Below are 14463 nucleotides of genomic sequence, written 5' to 3'. Positions count from 1 at the left end.
CTCCCGGTGGCGTGGGTCACTAGGGCGAGAAAGGACGATCGCCATGGAGAACCTCACCGGCGAGCTCACCGAATTCATCGGCGGATTACCTCCCGTCGTGCAGTTCTTCGCCCTCTTCCTGGTGGGTATCGTGCCCTTTCTGGAATCGCAGATCGGCACTCTCATCGGGGTGGTCACCGGGGTGCCGGTCGTACTCGCGGCGGCTGCGGCGATCGCGGGCAACCTGCTCGCTCTCCTGATCGCCACCCGCGCGGGCGCCGCGGTGGCCCGGCGCGTCGAATCGCGGCAGAAGTCCGAACGGAGCAACCGCTTCCGCAAGGTGATGGCCAAGGTCGACCGCTTCGGGGTGCCCGTGGCCAGCCTGCTCGGCCCGTTCGTCCTGGCCACCGCACTCTCCACCTTCATCATGATCAGCGCGGGCCTCAAGCAGCGCACCGTCGTGTTCTGGCAGGTCCTGGCCGTCATCCTGTGGGCGGTGATCTTCGCCGTACTGGGCCTGGGCGCGCGAAGCGTGCTGGGCTGAGGCGTCCACTCCGCCGATGTACTCCGAGGGGACCGCCGTCCGACCGACGGCGGTCCCTCCGAGCGACTCCGATCAGCGCAGTGTGCGGAAGAACGCCCGAACGTCGTCGATCAACAGATCCGGGGCCTCCATCGCGGCGAAGTGACCGCCCCGGTGGTACTCGGTCCAACGCACCACGTTGTTCTGCTGCTCTGCGATGGCCCGAATGGTGCCGTCGCCGGGGAACAACGCGCAGGCGGTGGGGACGCCGGAGTTCGCCAGTTCCGTGCCCCAGTGCCCGGACTCCTTGTAGATGCGCATCGAGGCCGCCGTCGTCTCGGTCAGCCAGTAGAGCATCACGTTGGTGAGCAGCGCATCGCGGTCCACCGCGTCATCGGGCAGTTCCTTCTCGGGGTTGGAGAAGGTCTTGAACAGGTCCGCGATCCAGGCCAGCAGTCCGACCGGTGAGTCGTGCAAGCCGAAGGCCAGGGTCTGTGGCCGGGTGGACTGGATCGCCGCGTAGCCCCCGACCTCCTCGAAGCCACCGAGCTCCTCGAGCCTGCGCCGATCGGCCGCGTCCCATCCGCTGGTGTCCTGGTCCCAGCCGCCGATGGTGAGCAGGCCGTTGACGTGCACTCCGAGGACGTGCTCGGTGTCGATCCGCCCCAGCTCCGGCGCGATGAGGGAACCCAGATCACCGCCCTGGGCACCATAGGAGGTGTATCCGAGTCGGGCCATCAGCGCCGCGACCACCTCGGCATGCCGCGAGCTGTCGCCCCGACCGGCCTCGCGGGTCGGCCCCGAGAACGCGAACCCCGGCGGGGACGGGATGACCAGGTGGAAGGCGTCCGCCGGGTCACCGCCGTGGGAACGCGGGTCGGACAGCGGGCCGATCACGTCGAGGAACTCGACGAAGGACACCGGCCAACCGTGCGAGAGCACCAGCGGCACCGCATCGGGCTCCGGGGACCGGACGTGCAGGAAGTGGACCCGCTGACCGTCGATCTCGGTGTGGAACTGCGGGATCGCGTTCAACGCCGCCTCGTGGGCCCGCCAGTCGTAGCCCGTCTGCCAGTACTCGACGAGTTTCCTCAGGTAGGAGACCGGCATTCCGTGGTCCCAGCCCACCCCGGGCAGTTCGTCGGGCCAGCGTGCCGAGGCAAGCCGATGCCGAAGATCGTCGAGACGCTCCTGCGGGATATCGATGCGGAAGGGGTGGATGTCGGCGGCGGAGTTCGTCATGGGCGGCAAGCTAGCCGGATTCGAGGACAGATCGGGTCCTCGGTCGCTGCGCGCGCGAAACCGGTGCTGACGGTCATCCGGTCGGCGGCCGATGCGGTCGAGCGACGGCTCAGGGCGTCGCCGGAGCCGATTGTCGTTGGGCTCGCAGCACGGCACGGAGCAGGCCCGGGAACAGGACTTCAAGATCGTCGGAGCGTAGGCGGTTCATCCGCGAGGTCCCCTCGTAATGCTGGCGGATGACGCCTGCCTCCCGCAGCACGCGGAAATGATGTGTGGAGGTGGACTTGCTCACCGGAAGGCCGAAGGTCATGCAGGCCATGTCGGTGTGTCCGTCGGCCAGCTCGCACACGATGCGCAGCCGGACCCTGTCGGCCAACGCGTGCAGCACAGCCTCCAGCCGGATCTCCTCGCGAGCTGGATGCGCCAGCTTACGGCCGGGCGCGGCGGCTTGTTCGCTACTGGACATGGTCACCTCCGGAGCTGCGATCTTACGCGAGAGAAAGCGAGGACCGCCCTAAGTTTGACAATCGTCGTACTACGATGTGTATCGTACTAGTCGATGACTGCCGGCCTGCTCGAACCGCGCTCGACTACAAGGAGATCCCGATGAACGCCCTGTTCACACCCATCACGCTGCGGTCGCTGGAGATTCCCAATCGGGTGTGGATGGCACCGATGTGCATGTACTCGGCAGCGCCCGATGGTGCGGACATCGGTGCACCCACCGATTTCCATCTCACGCATCTCGCCGCCCGCGCCGCAGGCGGAGCCGGACTGGTGATGGTCGAGGCAACCGGAGTACGTCCCGACGGCCGGATCAGCCCCTGGGACCTCGGGCTATGGAACGACCGACAGCAGCAGGCGTTCGGTCGGATCACCGAGGCGATCCGCTCACACGGCTCGGTGCCTGCCATCCAACTCGCCCATGCAGGGCGCAAGGCGTCGGTCGAAGCGCCGTGGCGCGGTAGCAGGCCGGTGCCCGAGGCCGACGGCGGCTGGCCGACCGTCGGACCCAGCACGGAACCCTTCGCGGATCACCCCGTCCCGCACGAACTGACCACCGACGAGATCCAGCAGCTGGTTCGGGATTTCGCCGCCTCGGCGCAGCGTGCGCTGGCCGCCGGGTTCCAGGTCGTCGAGATCCACGGCGCGCATGGCTACCTGATCAACTCCTTCCTCTCCCCGGTCGCCAACCACCGCACCGACGCCTACGGGGGTTCCTTCGAGAACCGGCTGCGCTTCCCGCTGGAGATCGTCGACGCCGTTCGGGCGGTGTGGCCCGCCGACCTGCCGGTGTTCTTCCGCACCTCGGCCACGGACTGGCTCAGCGAGAACCCCGCCGACCCCCGACAGGGGTGGACCGGCGAGGACACCGTCCAGCTCGCCAAGGAACTGCAGACTCGCGGCGTCGACCTGCTCGACGTCTCCAGCGGTGGGCTGGTCCATGACGCCCGGATCCAGGCCGGTCCCGGCTACCAGGTGCCTTTCGCCGCCCAGGCACGCAATGGCAGCGGCATCCCGACCTCCGCCGTCGGACTCATCCTGGAGCCCGCCCAGGCCGAGGAGATCATCGCCACCGGTCAGGCCGACGCGGTCATGCTCGGCAGGCAGCTGCTGCGCGAGCCGTACTGGGCACACCGCGCCGCCACCGAACTGGGCGAGGAGCCCCGGTGGCCCGAGCAGTACGACTACGCGGTCTCACGACACAGCAAGAAGATCTGATCAGCTCGGTCCCAGACAGCAGCACAGAACGCAGACAGCCCCGGGTCGATGGACCCGGGGCTGTGCGATGCTCCTCCAACTGGACTCGAACCAGTAACCCTTCGGTTAACAGCCGAATGCTCTGCCAATTGAGCTATGGAGGAAAGTCTTCAGTTCTGCGCCGGACTCCGTCCGACGATCAGTACTCTAGCGCATCCTACCAACCCCGTTTTCACCACCCCTCGGTTGAAGCGACGCCGGTACGGGAACATGGTCGGGAGAAGATCAAACGAGGAGGCGTCATGAACAAGCTGCTGCTGGGCGCGGCCATCGGTTACGTGCTGGGGGCGAAGGCGGGCCGAGCACGCTACGAGCAGATCGTCCAGGCCTACCACCGGGCCGTCGACCACCCCGCTGTGCGCGACATCACCACCAAGGTGCGCGAGCGGGTCGCCCCGCGTGCCCAGCACCGCGATGCCCGCCCGGAAGACCTGCTGGTCTGATCGGCGCCACTCGGCGTGGCGCCGCGCGCAGCCCGGACCGGCCGCCGAGATGACGAGCACAACGTGTCGAGCACCCGGCCGGGGCCGCCGAGTCGGGGCCCCGGCCGGCTTCCATCGGCGACCGATCTGTCCGACTCAGCAGGTCTTGCGTGCGACGACGAAGATCCGGCGGAACGGATACCAGGTGATTCCATCGGGTTGCCTGGGGTAGGCCGCCCGCAGGCGGTCGCCGAGTTCGGCGCGGAACTCCGTCCAACCCGCCTGGGTCAGCACGCTGCGAACCGGGCGCAACGCGGTGCTGCTCACCCATTCGAGGACCGGGTCCTCCCCCACCAGTCGGTGCAGGTAGGTCGTCTCCCAGGCGTCGATCTCGGCGCCGAGACTGGCCAGTTCGGCGGCGTAGTCCAGCGCGCTCTGGACGTTGCCCGGTCCCCGCAGCGCCAGCCCGTTGAGTCGATCGCGCCAGGTGACCGAACCGGCCAGCGAGTGGATCTCCCGGTGCGAGGGCGCATCGAAGTTCCCCGGCACCTGGAAGGCCAACCAGGCGCCGGACCGCAGGTTGTTCAGCCAGGATCGCAGCAGCTCACGATGTCCGGGAATCCATTGGAGTACGGCGTTGCTGATGACCACGTCGACGTCGACGTCGGGCTGCCAGGCCATCAGGTTTCCCAGCCGGGCGTCCACGCCTGCGGCACACGCGGCCTCGACCATCTCGGGCGAGGAGTCGATGGCCTCGATCGCGGCGTTCGGCCACTGCTTCGGCAAGGTGGCGGTGAGATTGCCCGGCCCGCATCCGAGGTCGACGACGCGCCGAGGTTCGGCGGCGCCTATTCGGGCGACAAGATCGTGGAAGGGCCTGCCTCGCTGGTCGGCGAAGGTCAGGTAGCTCTCGGGATTCCACTTCGTTGTGGACATCACGCCTCCTAGTGAAAACCGTACGCACGTACTTTATTTGCTCCGGGAGATCGACGAGCCGGGTTCGTCCGATCCGGCGTCCGGGAAGAACAGCAGACCGTGGGCACGTGATGGGCGCGCACGGCCGATTCCTCGCACCCGGGCACCGCGCTCGGTCACCGGGCACGCGAGTTCGCGCCGCACCGGTATCGGTGAACGCTCCGACGATCCCGTGCTTCGGGCACCGGGGAGTGCCTGCCCTCGAACTCCTCGAGGACACGACGGGCCGAGACTGTTATTCGGCCGGGGGCTTGGCCTGGGCGAGTTTGGCGGCCACCTCGGTCGCGATGTCGATCGCGACGGCCCGGTCGGTGCCCGGGTCCAGCCGCACCTGGAGCAGGATGCCGTCCCGGCCGGGGACCCGCCGCTGCACGAACCAGGCACCGCCGCCGGGAAGTTCGCGGTGGTGCCGAGAGCTGATGGAACTGTTGACCCGTTTGTGGACGGCCTCCGGCACCCGGCCCGGCTGCGAGAGGAGGTACCGCCGAGGCGGCAGATCCGTCAGCAGCTCGGCCTCCCCGGCCGAACCGGCCGATTCCGCCTCAACCACCGTCAGACCGTTGTCCTTCCAGGACGCCTTCGAGATCAGGTGCCAGCCCACCCGGCGGGAGCCCGACACCTCGGGCAGCCAGAGACCGAATCGGGTGGCCACCACCGCGCCGCCGTTTCGGGTGGTGGCCACGGCGAGCACCCGCTCATCGGTTTCCAGGGTTCCGGTGAAGCTCTCCGGTAGCCGGGGCGAGCCGACTACCCACTGCCGCAACCGACGGATGAAATCACTCACGACAGTCCTCCCACCGCCTGGTCTTGGAGCGCCTTGCGGTACTGCTCCAACCCGACCAGGTCTCCAAACAGGGCGTGATACTCCTCAGGCTCCTCCGTGGCGGACATCCGTTGCAACCGGGACTTCAGTTCGCCGATCTGCCTGCCGACGACCGCCTCCCGAAGTCGGGCCAGCAGGTTCGCCACGTACATCGCGTCCTCGTCCACCCGCGACCGCAGCGATTCCACCGACAGCTCGGTGAGCAGGGAGCGCACCGAGGCATGTCGGGTGTGCTCGCTCATCGCCGCGACCAGGGCGGATCCCGACAGACCGCTGGCGGCGCCGCCCGCCGCGATCAACGCACGATGCACGGCCAGATACGCCGGATCGGTGAAGGCCTGTTCGGAGATCGTGTCGTAGGACGGGCCGGCCAACGCAGGCCACTGCAACGCGGCCTTCAACGCCTCCCGCTGCACCCAGAGTCGAGGATCGTCCGGCGCGGGCCTCGGTGGGCCGCCGTCCTCCACCTTGGCGGGCGTCGTCGGCTCGGCGCGCCGGGCGGATCGGACCGGTTCGACGCGCCCGCCGCCCGCCGCCAGCTCCCGGACCTCGCGAACGATCGAGGGTGTGTCGTCCCAACCGACCCAACCCGACAGCCGACGGGCGTACTCGTCGCGCAGCGCGATATCGCGAATCTGCGCGACCAGGGGGGTCGAGGCCCGCACGGCGGCGAGCTGCCCCTCGGCGGTGTCCAGGTTGTGGCTCTTGACCACGCCTCGGATGGCGAACTCGTACAGCGGTCGACGTCGCGCCACCAGGTCGCGAACCGCCGGATCGCCCTTCTCCTGCCGCAGCTCGCAGGGGTCCATCCCGTCGGGGGCCACCGCGATGAAGGTGTTGCCCGACCAGTTCTGGTCGCCGTCGAAGGCCTTGCGGGCCGCACTCTGACCGGCGGCGTCGCCGTCGAAGGTGAAGATCACCTCGGCGCCGAGCGAGGCCTGGTTGAACGACGCGTCCATCAACAGTCGGGACAGCACCTTGATGTGTTCGTCGCCGAAGGCCGTTCCACAGGACGCGACGGCGGTCGGCACGCCCGCCAGGTGCATCGCCATCACGTCGGTGTAGCCCTCGACCACCACGACCTGATGCCGTCGGGCGATCTCCCGCTTGGCCACGTCGAGTCCGAACAACACCTGGGACTTGCGGTAGATCGGGCTCTCGGCGGTGTTGACGTACTTGGCCTGGATGGGGTCCTCGTCGAAGATGCGGCGCGCGCCGAACCCCACGACGTCGCCACTGAGGTCCTTGATCGGCCACAGCAGCCTGCGGTGGAACCGGTCGATCGGTCCCAGCCTGCCCTCCTTGGCCAATCCCGCCTTGTACAGCTCGGCGGCCTCGAACCCCCGGCCGAGCAGGTGTTTGGTCAGCCGATCCCAGCCCGATGGCGCGAAGCCGCAGCCGAAGCGCTCCGCCGCAGCCTCGTCGAAGCCCCGGCTCTTCAGGAATTCCCTGGCCTCGCTCGCCTCGGCGCTGCGCAGGGCCTCGGCGTAGAACTCCGCCGCCGCCTTGTGCGCCTCGACCAGCCGCAGCCGCGAACCCCGGTCCCGTTGCACGGTGGTGCTGCCGCCGACATAGGTCAGTCGGAAGCCGACCCGGTCGGCGAGGCGCTCCACCGCCTCCACGAAGCTCAGGTGTTCCCGCTTCATCAGGAACGCGATCACGTCGCCGCCCTCGCCGCAGCCGAAGCAGTGGAAGGTGCCGTGCGCGGGCCGGACGTTGAACGACGGGCTCTTCTCATCGTGGAAGGGGCACAGGCCCTTCAAGGCTCCGGCGCCCGCTCGACGAAGTTCGAGATACTCGCCGATCACATCGTCGATCCGGCTGCGGTCCCGTACCTCGGCGATGTCGCTTTCCCGGATGCGTCCTGCCACGGTCGGCGAGTCTATGGGAGACGGGCGTCCCGTCGCCGAGGGTAGGGCGATGACCCCGCCACCGGGTGGGCCGAATCGCCGGACCCGCACCGATCATGGTCGTCGGGGGGACACAATGCGCGGTGTGAGCCGAGTCGACGACGAGCTGGCGCTGATCTTCGAGCAGCACCGCGCGCACCTGACCTCGGTGGCCTACCGCCTGCATGGCACGCGTACCGACGCCGAGGACGCGGTCCAGGAGAGCTGGCTGCGGCTGATCTCGCTGGACGGGCCCGCCCGCGCGGCCATCGACGACCATCGGGCCTGGTTGACGACGGTGGTCGGGCGGATCTGCCTGGATCGGATGCGCTCGGCGGTCGCCCGCCGGGAACGCTACGTCGGCCCGTGGCTGCCGGAACCACTCGTCGCCCGCCCGATCGGATCGACACCTGCCCCGGACCCGTTGGACCAGGTGGTCCAGGCCGACGGCATGCGCACGGCGGCGCTGCTGGTGTTGCAGCGGCTGTCCCCGGATCAACGGGTGGCCTTCGTGCTGCACGATGGTTTCGCGGTGCCGTTCCCGGAGATCGCCGAGGTCCTCGGGTGTTCGGCTGCGGCGGCCCGACAGCACGCCTCGCGGGCGCGCAGGGTGATGGTCGCAGCGGATCCGCCGCCACGCGTCGCACCCGCCGAACAGCAGCGGCTGCTCACCGAGTTCCTGGCCGCGCTGGCCGCCAGGGACACCGAGGCGTTGACCCGCGTGCTGCATCCCGAGGTCGCGATGCACGGCGACGGCGGCGGCAAGGCCAAGACGACGCTGCGGGTGGTCCTCGGGGCGCCCAAGGTCATCCGATTCCTCTTCGGGCTGCTGGACCTCTACGGCGAGGCGATGACGGCGGGCGCGGTCGGCGTCCTGGTCAACGGGGATGTCGGAGTGCTGGTGGGAACCCCGCCGACCGGGGCCGAGCAGGCGGCCGCCGTCGGCCCGGCGCGGCGCACCGAGCGGGCAGGAACCGGGAGACGCAGCACGGAGGTCGAGCCGCGCGTCGCCTGGTTGGCCGTCCGCGACGGCCGGATCGAGGCGATCTACGACCTGGCCAACCCCGACAAGCTGGCCCGCATCCTGCGGTGAGACCGCCATGGGCCACCCGATCGTCGGGCGGCCCGCTCGCCGGTGCCTACCGAGATCAGCTCGGGTCGGCGACCCTGGACAGGAAGTACACCGCGCCGCTGCGGCGATGCCGGACCAGCAGCAGGAACGGCCGATCCACCCGCACGGTGATCGGCCGCTGCGGGAGGACCGCGGCAGCCAGCCGGAACACCACGGCGGTGGCCGCAGCGCCCTCCAGACCGTCCTCGTCGATCTGCAACACCGACTCGTGCAGCACCGAGGAGACGGCGATCCGGTGTGATTCGCTCACCCCACGGAAGTCGGCCGCGTCGGTGAACATGGTGCGCACGCCCAGCCCGCCGAGCGAATCGCCCAGGTCCGCACGGCCGGTGACGCGCAGCTTCGGCAGGAACAGCTCGACCCGGGTCGCACGAACGGCGTCCAGCAGCACGCCGAGCTTCGATGCGGTCAGACTCGCCTCGGCCTCGGCCAGATCCCCGTCCGGCAACAACACCACGGCCTCGACCCCGCCCTTGGCGGGCAGCCCCACCACCTGCCAACCGTCCCGAGCGGTGTAGGGCAGTCGTTCGGTGAGCTGCATCGTCGGCACGTCGCGGGCGCCGCCGACCGCGTGGAAGGGCCTCGGGCGGGTGGCCTCCGCCGGGAACCGGTTGATCCACGCCGTCTTGAGATACAGCGCGTTGACCAGGGTGGCGATCGTGTCGTCGCCGACCGTGCCCTTCGGCAGCAGCTCCGGGATGAGGCCCCTGGTCAGCTGCGCGACGTCCTCGTTGATCAGCCGTCTGGCGCCCTCGACGTCCGTCTCGAACGGCGCGCCCTGCACGGCCCCGCCCGGCCAGCCTGCCAGTTCGCGGCGGAAGGTCGGAGTGACCTCGACGTCCTCCCTGGTCCACAGCGTGTTGGCCACCGACAGGATCGGCGCATCCTCGCGCTCACCCGAGGTGCTGAGCTCCCCGGCCGCGATCAACGCCGCCGAGACCCGGTGCAGATCCTCGGGAGAGCCGTCGGTGAGCACCCGGCTCACCTCGTCGCGGGTGGTGCCTCGGGCGCCTGCGGCGGCCAAGCCCAGTGCACTGGCGACCGAGAGCGGTGACCAACAGAAGTCGCCCCCGTCGGACGGGGAGAGCGCGCGATGCAGGTTGAGTGCGAAGGCGAGATGTGCACGGTCGTCCACGGTGATCAACAACCCCTGTCTGTCGTCGGCATGGTCGGCGAACACGAGCGGCCGTAGCGATCCGGCGAGGATCCCTCGCTGCTCGACGCGGGCAGTACTGGTATCAGCGCGTTAACCCCGTCGCAGACCTCTGGCGACGACTGCAGACGGCGCCTGCGCTCGTCATGCACCCCAGTGTGCCAGTCCGCAGTGGATCTAGAACGGGTCCGTTCAGCCGATACCCGGCGTGGTCCGGCCGGTCAGCCTGGCATGCCAGCGGACCGCCTGGCCGTCGGTGAGGGACGCGGTCTGGTCCAGCACCACGCGCATTCGTCCGGCATCGTCCTCGGCACGCTCCCACGCGGGATGCAGAGCGGAATCCAGTTCGACGGGCGCCCGATCGGCGAGCACCTCGATCAACTCGGCGAGCAGTTCCCGTTGCAGGGTCTGCAGGGCCAACCGCTTGGGATCGCTCATCACATAGCGCAGCGCGACGGCTTTGAGCAGGGCCACCTCGGCCGCGACCTCGGCGGGCACCACCAGATCAGCCTGATAGCGCCGCAGCGGACCGTCGCCGAACCTGCCTCGGGTCCCCGCCACCGCAGCGGTGGCGAACCGGCCGACCAATTCACTGGTGAGCCGCTTGAGCGCTACCTGATCGGACAGGGTGCCCCGGTAGTCCAAGACATCGGCGACCACCGGGAGTCGCACCAGCCGCTCGGCGGCGGCGGCCACGGCGGCCACCGAGTCGTCGGAGAAGTACTCCGAGGCCAACCGCGCCACCGCATCCCGTTCCGCCGGGTCGGCCAGCATCCGCAGCGAGATCCGGCCGGATAGCACACCGTCCTCCACGTCGTGCACCGAATAGGCGACGTCGTCGGCCCAGTCCATGACCTGGGCTTCCAGACAGCGATGCCGGTCGGGGGCCTCCGCGCGCATCCAGTCGAAGACCGGCAGATCGTCGTCGTAGACACCGAATTTGCGCAGTCCCGAGGTGCGGGGCCAGGGGTACTTCGTCGCGGCGTCCAGACAGGCCCTGGTCAGGTTGAGGCCGTGCGAGTCGCCATCGCCGGTCAAGGCCTTGGGTTCGAGCCTGGTCAGGATGCGCAGCGTCTGGGCGTTGCCCTCGAAACCGCCGCAGTCCTTCGCGGCGGCGTCCAGGGCCCGTTCACCGTTGTGTCCGAAGGGCGGGTGACCGATGTCGTGTGCCAGCCCTGCGGTGTCCACGATGTCGGGATCGCAGCCCAGTTCCATGCCGATGCCCCGGCCGATCTGGGCGACCTCCAGGGAATGCGTGAGCCGGGTACGCGGCACGTCGCCCTCATCCGGGCCCACCACCTGGGTCTTGCCCGCGAGCCTGCGTAGCGCGGCGGAATGCAGCACCCTGGCCCGGTCGCGGGCGAAGGGACTGCGCGGCTCGTTGCGACCGCTGTCGAGCTCGGCGAACTTGGCCGACTCGGGGAGCAGCCGAGCGGCATCGTGGTCGCGGTAGTCGGACGACACCGGACAACCCTAAGGGGCCGAGGATGGCGTCGGGCATCTCGCCCGCGCTGTCGAACCCGATGTGCCTCGGGCCGCGCTCTCGCTCAGCGCAGTCCGTTGTCCTCGCCCTCGACGGGCGCATGGGTGAGGCGGTAGTGCAGCAGTGCGGCCGTCTCCCGGAGGATGTAGCGAGCCTGCGTCTCCCTGGTCTGCACGATCGGCCCCCGGCGGGTGGGCGACACCCAGGCGTCGATCCCCGCGTCCTTGGCCATCGTCCTGGCGCGCAGCGAATGCCACGGATCGCTGACCACCACGGCGGTGGACCAGCCCTGTTCGGAGATGGCACGCGAGGTGGCCCGGAAACTGCCGAGGGTGTCCACACCCTCCCCGACCGCGATCACCCGGTCGGTGGGGATGCCGTGCTCGACCAGCCACAGTTCGCTGGCCTCGGCCTCGGTGTAATTGTCGCCCAGCTGCCTGCCGCCAACCGTCATGATGTGGTCGGCCACCCCGGACTCGAACAGCGTCACCGCGTGTTCCAGCCGGGCCTCCAGGACCGCCGACGGCTTGCCGTTGTACTGCGCGGCACCCAGCACGACGACGACGTCGGCCTGGCTGCGGTCGTCCTGCCTGGCCACGTACCACACGCGCACCAGGGTGCCGCCTACCACGAGCACACCGATCAATATCGTTCCGAGAACGGCGCGCCACACCCACCTTCCCCAATGCGGAGACCGAGGCTGATCGGCGGGGGCTGTCATGGGTTGATCGTCGCAGAGAGCGGGCGCGCGGCCGGACGGTGGTCCCCGTTGGCGTCGCGGTCCGCCGAGACGCCGAGAGGGCTTCGGCTCGGTCGCGCCCGCCGACGTGAGATCTTCCCGACCGAGGACGGCGAACCTAAGCTGGGAGAATGCCCGCCGACGCGCCCACCATCCTCGCCACCTCGGGCGGAATGCGCCCCGGAGCGAGCACCGATATCGAGTTCGCACCGCTGTTGCACTTCGCGATAGAGCAGGCGGGCGTGACGGGTAGGCGCCCCCGGCTGGCCGTGGTGGGGACGGCGGGCGGGGATCAGCGGTGGCGCAGCGCGATGATCTCCGATGCCGGGCAGCGAGCGGGTATCGATCTGACCCAGCTGGATCTGTTCCCGATGCCTGCCACCACCGACCTCGACGATCTGGTGCTGGGCCAGGACGTCGTGTGGGTCGACGGCGGCTCGGTGGCCAATCTGCTCGCCGTGTGGCGGGTACACGGCCTGCCCGAGGTGTTCCGTCGGGCCTGGGCGGCGGGCGTGGTGCTGGCGGGCATCTCGGCCGGTTCGCTGTGCTGGTTCGTCGGCGGGCCGACCGATTCCTTCGGACCCGCGCTGCGGGTGGTCACCAATGGCCTGGCGCTGCTGCCCTACGGCAACGGCGTGCACTACGACTCCGAACCCGCCCGCAGACCCGCCGTGCAGGCGGCGGTGGCCGCCGGTGAGCTGCCGCTCTCCTACTGCACCGACGACGGGGCCGGTCTGCTCTTCCGGGGCCGGGAGTTGGTGGAAGCCGTGACGGAACGGCCGAACGCGGGCGCCTACCGCGTCGAACGCGCCGCCGGTACCCCGAACGGGGTCGTGGAGCACCGGATTCCGGTCCGCAGGCTGCACTGAGTCGAGATCGCCGCGCGCGTTCTCAGCAGCCGCGCAGCCGGGAGGTCAGGTAGTCGCCCAGTTTGTCCAAGGCCACCCGTTCCTGCAGCAGCGTGTCGCGATCACGTACCGCGACGGTCTGATCGAGCAGGCCGTCGAAATCGATCGTCACGCAGAACGGCGTGCCGATCTCGTCCTGTCGCCGATAGCGCCTGCCGATGGCACCCGCGTCATCGAGCTCCACGTTCCAACTCTGCCGGAGTTCCTCGGTCACAGCCACCGCCTGCGGCGCGAGATCGGCGCTGCGCGACACGGGCAGTACTCCGACCTTCACCGGCGACAACCGACGGTCCAGCCGCAGCACGACCCGGCGGTCCTTGCCGCCCATCGGGTTCGGCGTCGACTCCTCGGTGTAGGCGTCCACGAGGAAGGCGAGCATCGAACGGCCCACCCCGACCGAGGTCGAGATCACGAACGGCCGGTAGCGGGCGCCGCTGGCCCGGTCCAGATAGGACAGATCGATCCCGGTGCGGTCGGCGTGCGCCGCGAGGCCGGAATCGCCCCGGTCGACGATGCCCTCCAGCTCGTCCCACTCGCGGTCGGGGAAGCCGAACCGGTACTCGATGTCGACCGTCCGACGTGCGTAGTGGGCCAGTTGGTCGCGGTCATGCTCATAGGGCCGTAGGTTCTCCTGCGCGATGCCCAGTTCCCGATAGAAGCCGTTGCGGGTCTCCAACCAGTAGCGATGCCACTGTTCGGTCTCCTCGGGTGGGACGAAGTACACCAGCTCCATCAGTTCGAACTCCCTGGTCCGAAACAGGAAGTCGCCGGGCAGCACCTCGTTGCGCAGCACCTTGCCGATCTGGGCGATGCCGAACGGCGGGCGGCGGCGTTCGCTGGCCCGCACATTGCCGAAGTTGACGAAGGCGCCCTGCGCTGTCTCCGGCCGCAGGTAGTACGGCCGGTCCTCCGGTTCGTCCGGGCCGATCCTGGTCTCCAACAGCCCGTTGAACAGCCCGGGCTCGGTGAACCGCCCTCGGCTGCCGCACTCCGGACAGACCAACGCGCTCAAGGCCCTGGCGTTGAGCTCCTCACCGGTGCGCGAGCGGTACTGCTCGGCGAGTTCGGCGGCCGGGAACCGTTGGTGACAGCTCAGGCACTGCACGAGCAGCGCGACGAACTCCTCGGTGTGCCCCGAGGCGTCCCACACCTCCGAGGGCAGCAGGATCGACGAGTCGAGGCCGGTCACGTCGTGGCGGCCCTGCACGACGGACTTCCACCATTGCCGTTTGATGTTCTCCTTCAACTCCACGCCCAGCGGACCGTAATCCCAGGCGGCCCTGATCCCCCCGTAGAGCTCTCCGCTCGGGTAGACCAGGCCTCGGGCCCGGCAGAGTTTGACGATGGCGTCGATCCGATCGGCATCGGCGGGCACAGACACGCTCCAGGACCTGATGAACTGCGCGGCGAGAAGGGTCGCAGTCGAGCGTAGCG

General features: G+C 69.3%; 14 protein-coding genes and 1 tRNA gene. 5 read left to right on the top strand and 10 right to left on the bottom strand.

The window, feature by feature from the left end; translation table 11 throughout:
- The first annotated feature begins 43 nt into the window (after positions 1-43).
- Complete coding sequence (locus BKA25_RS06040; RefSeq protein ID WP_069851455.1) at positions 44-523, top strand: hypothetical protein; 480 nt, start codon at positions 44-46, stop codon at positions 521-523.
- Positions 524-595: 72 nt separating this feature from the next.
- On the opposite strand, the gene BKA25_RS06035 is transcribed toward BKA25_RS06040, so the two are convergent.
- Together BKA25_RS06035 and BKA25_RS06030 are read right to left on the bottom strand one after the other, a co-directional pair.
- Positions 596-1744 carry an epoxide hydrolase family protein gene (locus tag BKA25_RS06035; RefSeq protein ID WP_069851457.1) on the bottom strand — a complete coding sequence of 383 codons (1149 nt, stop codon included), beginning with the start codon at positions 1742-1744 and terminating at the stop codon, positions 596-598.
- A 109-nt stretch (positions 1745-1853) separates the two neighbouring features.
- Entirely contained in the window at positions 1854-2210 is a 357-nt protein-coding gene (locus tag BKA25_RS06030) for an ArsR/SmtB family transcription factor (RefSeq protein ID WP_069851459.1), read from the bottom strand.
- A 140-nt stretch (positions 2211-2350) separates the two neighbouring features.
- Here BKA25_RS06030 and BKA25_RS06025 point away from each other — a divergent pair, with 140 nt between their 5' ends.
- On the top strand, positions 2351-3466 hold the full coding sequence (locus tag BKA25_RS06025) for an NADH:flavin oxidoreductase/NADH oxidase (protein ID WP_069851461.1): 1116 nt from the start codon (positions 2351-2353) through the stop codon (positions 3464-3466).
- 70 nt (positions 3467-3536) lie between these two features.
- Here the strand turns inward: BKA25_RS06025 and BKA25_RS06020 are convergent.
- A tRNA-Asn gene (locus tag BKA25_RS06020) sits at positions 3537-3609 on the bottom strand.
- 138 nt (positions 3610-3747) lie between these two features.
- Between BKA25_RS06020 and BKA25_RS06015 the strand changes: the two genes are divergently transcribed.
- A complete protein-coding gene (locus tag BKA25_RS06015; protein ID WP_069851463.1) occupies positions 3748-3948 on the top strand; it encodes a hypothetical protein in 201 nt (66 codons plus the stop codon).
- A 135-nt stretch (positions 3949-4083) separates the two neighbouring features.
- Here the strand turns inward: BKA25_RS06015 and BKA25_RS06010 are convergent, their stop codons facing one another.
- The 3 genes from BKA25_RS06010 to dnaG form a co-directional block, all read right to left on the bottom strand.
- On the bottom strand, positions 4084-4863 hold the full coding sequence (locus tag BKA25_RS06010) for a trans-aconitate 2-methyltransferase (RefSeq protein ID WP_069851465.1): 780 nt from the start codon (positions 4861-4863) through the stop codon (positions 4084-4086).
- A gap of 274 nt (positions 4864-5137) precedes the next feature.
- Complete coding sequence (locus tag BKA25_RS06005; protein ID WP_069851469.1) at positions 5138-5686, bottom strand: hypothetical protein; 549 nt, start codon at positions 5684-5686, stop codon at positions 5138-5140.
- A complete protein-coding gene (gene dnaG, locus BKA25_RS06000; RefSeq protein WP_069851471.1) occupies positions 5683-7596 on the bottom strand; it encodes a DNA primase in 1914 nt (637 codons plus the stop codon). Before dnaG ends, BKA25_RS06005 begins: the two co-directional genes overlap by 4 nt.
- 115 nt (positions 7597-7711) lie before the next feature.
- On the opposite strand from dnaG, the gene sigJ reads away from it, so the two are divergent.
- Entirely contained in the window at positions 7712-8707 is a 996-nt protein-coding gene (sigJ, locus tag BKA25_RS05995; protein ID WP_069851473.1) for an RNA polymerase sigma factor SigJ, read from the top strand.
- Positions 8708-8762: 55 nt separating this feature from the next.
- Here sigJ and BKA25_RS05990 read toward each other — a convergent pair whose 3' ends face one another.
- The 3 genes from BKA25_RS05990 to BKA25_RS05980 form a co-directional block, all read right to left on the bottom strand.
- Positions 8763-9926, bottom strand: coding sequence for a serpin family protein (locus BKA25_RS05990; RefSeq protein WP_236750356.1), 1164 nt, complete (start codon positions 9924-9926; stop codon positions 8763-8765).
- A gap of 165 nt (positions 9927-10091) precedes the next feature.
- Positions 10092-11363 (bottom strand): deoxyguanosinetriphosphate triphosphohydrolase, encoded by a 1272-nt coding sequence (locus BKA25_RS05985; RefSeq protein WP_069851475.1) that lies wholly within the window; start codon positions 11361-11363, stop codon positions 10092-10094.
- Positions 11364-11446: 83 nt separating this feature from the next.
- Positions 11447-12103 carry a YdcF family protein gene (locus BKA25_RS05980; RefSeq protein WP_069851477.1) on the bottom strand — a complete coding sequence of 219 codons (657 nt, stop codon included), beginning with the start codon at positions 12101-12103 and terminating at the stop codon, positions 11447-11449.
- A 149-nt stretch (positions 12104-12252) separates the two neighbouring features.
- Here BKA25_RS05980 and BKA25_RS05975 point away from each other — a divergent pair, with 149 nt between their 5' ends.
- Positions 12253-12990: a Type 1 glutamine amidotransferase-like domain-containing protein gene (locus BKA25_RS05975; protein WP_069851479.1), complete on the top strand. Its 738-nt coding sequence runs from the start codon at positions 12253-12255 to the stop codon at positions 12988-12990.
- Between the two features lie 22 nt (positions 12991-13012).
- Here BKA25_RS05975 and BKA25_RS05970 read toward each other — a convergent pair whose 3' ends face one another.
- Complete coding sequence (locus BKA25_RS05970) at positions 13013-14404, bottom strand: glycine--tRNA ligase (protein ID WP_069851481.1); 1392 nt, start codon at positions 14402-14404, stop codon at positions 13013-13015.
- Positions 14405-14463: the final 59 nt, after the last annotated feature.

This window comes from Actinoalloteichus hymeniacidonis (assembly GCF_014203365.1).
Classification (GTDB): domain Bacteria; phylum Actinomycetota; class Actinomycetes; order Mycobacteriales; family Pseudonocardiaceae; genus Actinoalloteichus_A; species Actinoalloteichus_A hymeniacidonis.
This window is presented reverse-complemented; position numbering and strand designations above follow the sequence as displayed.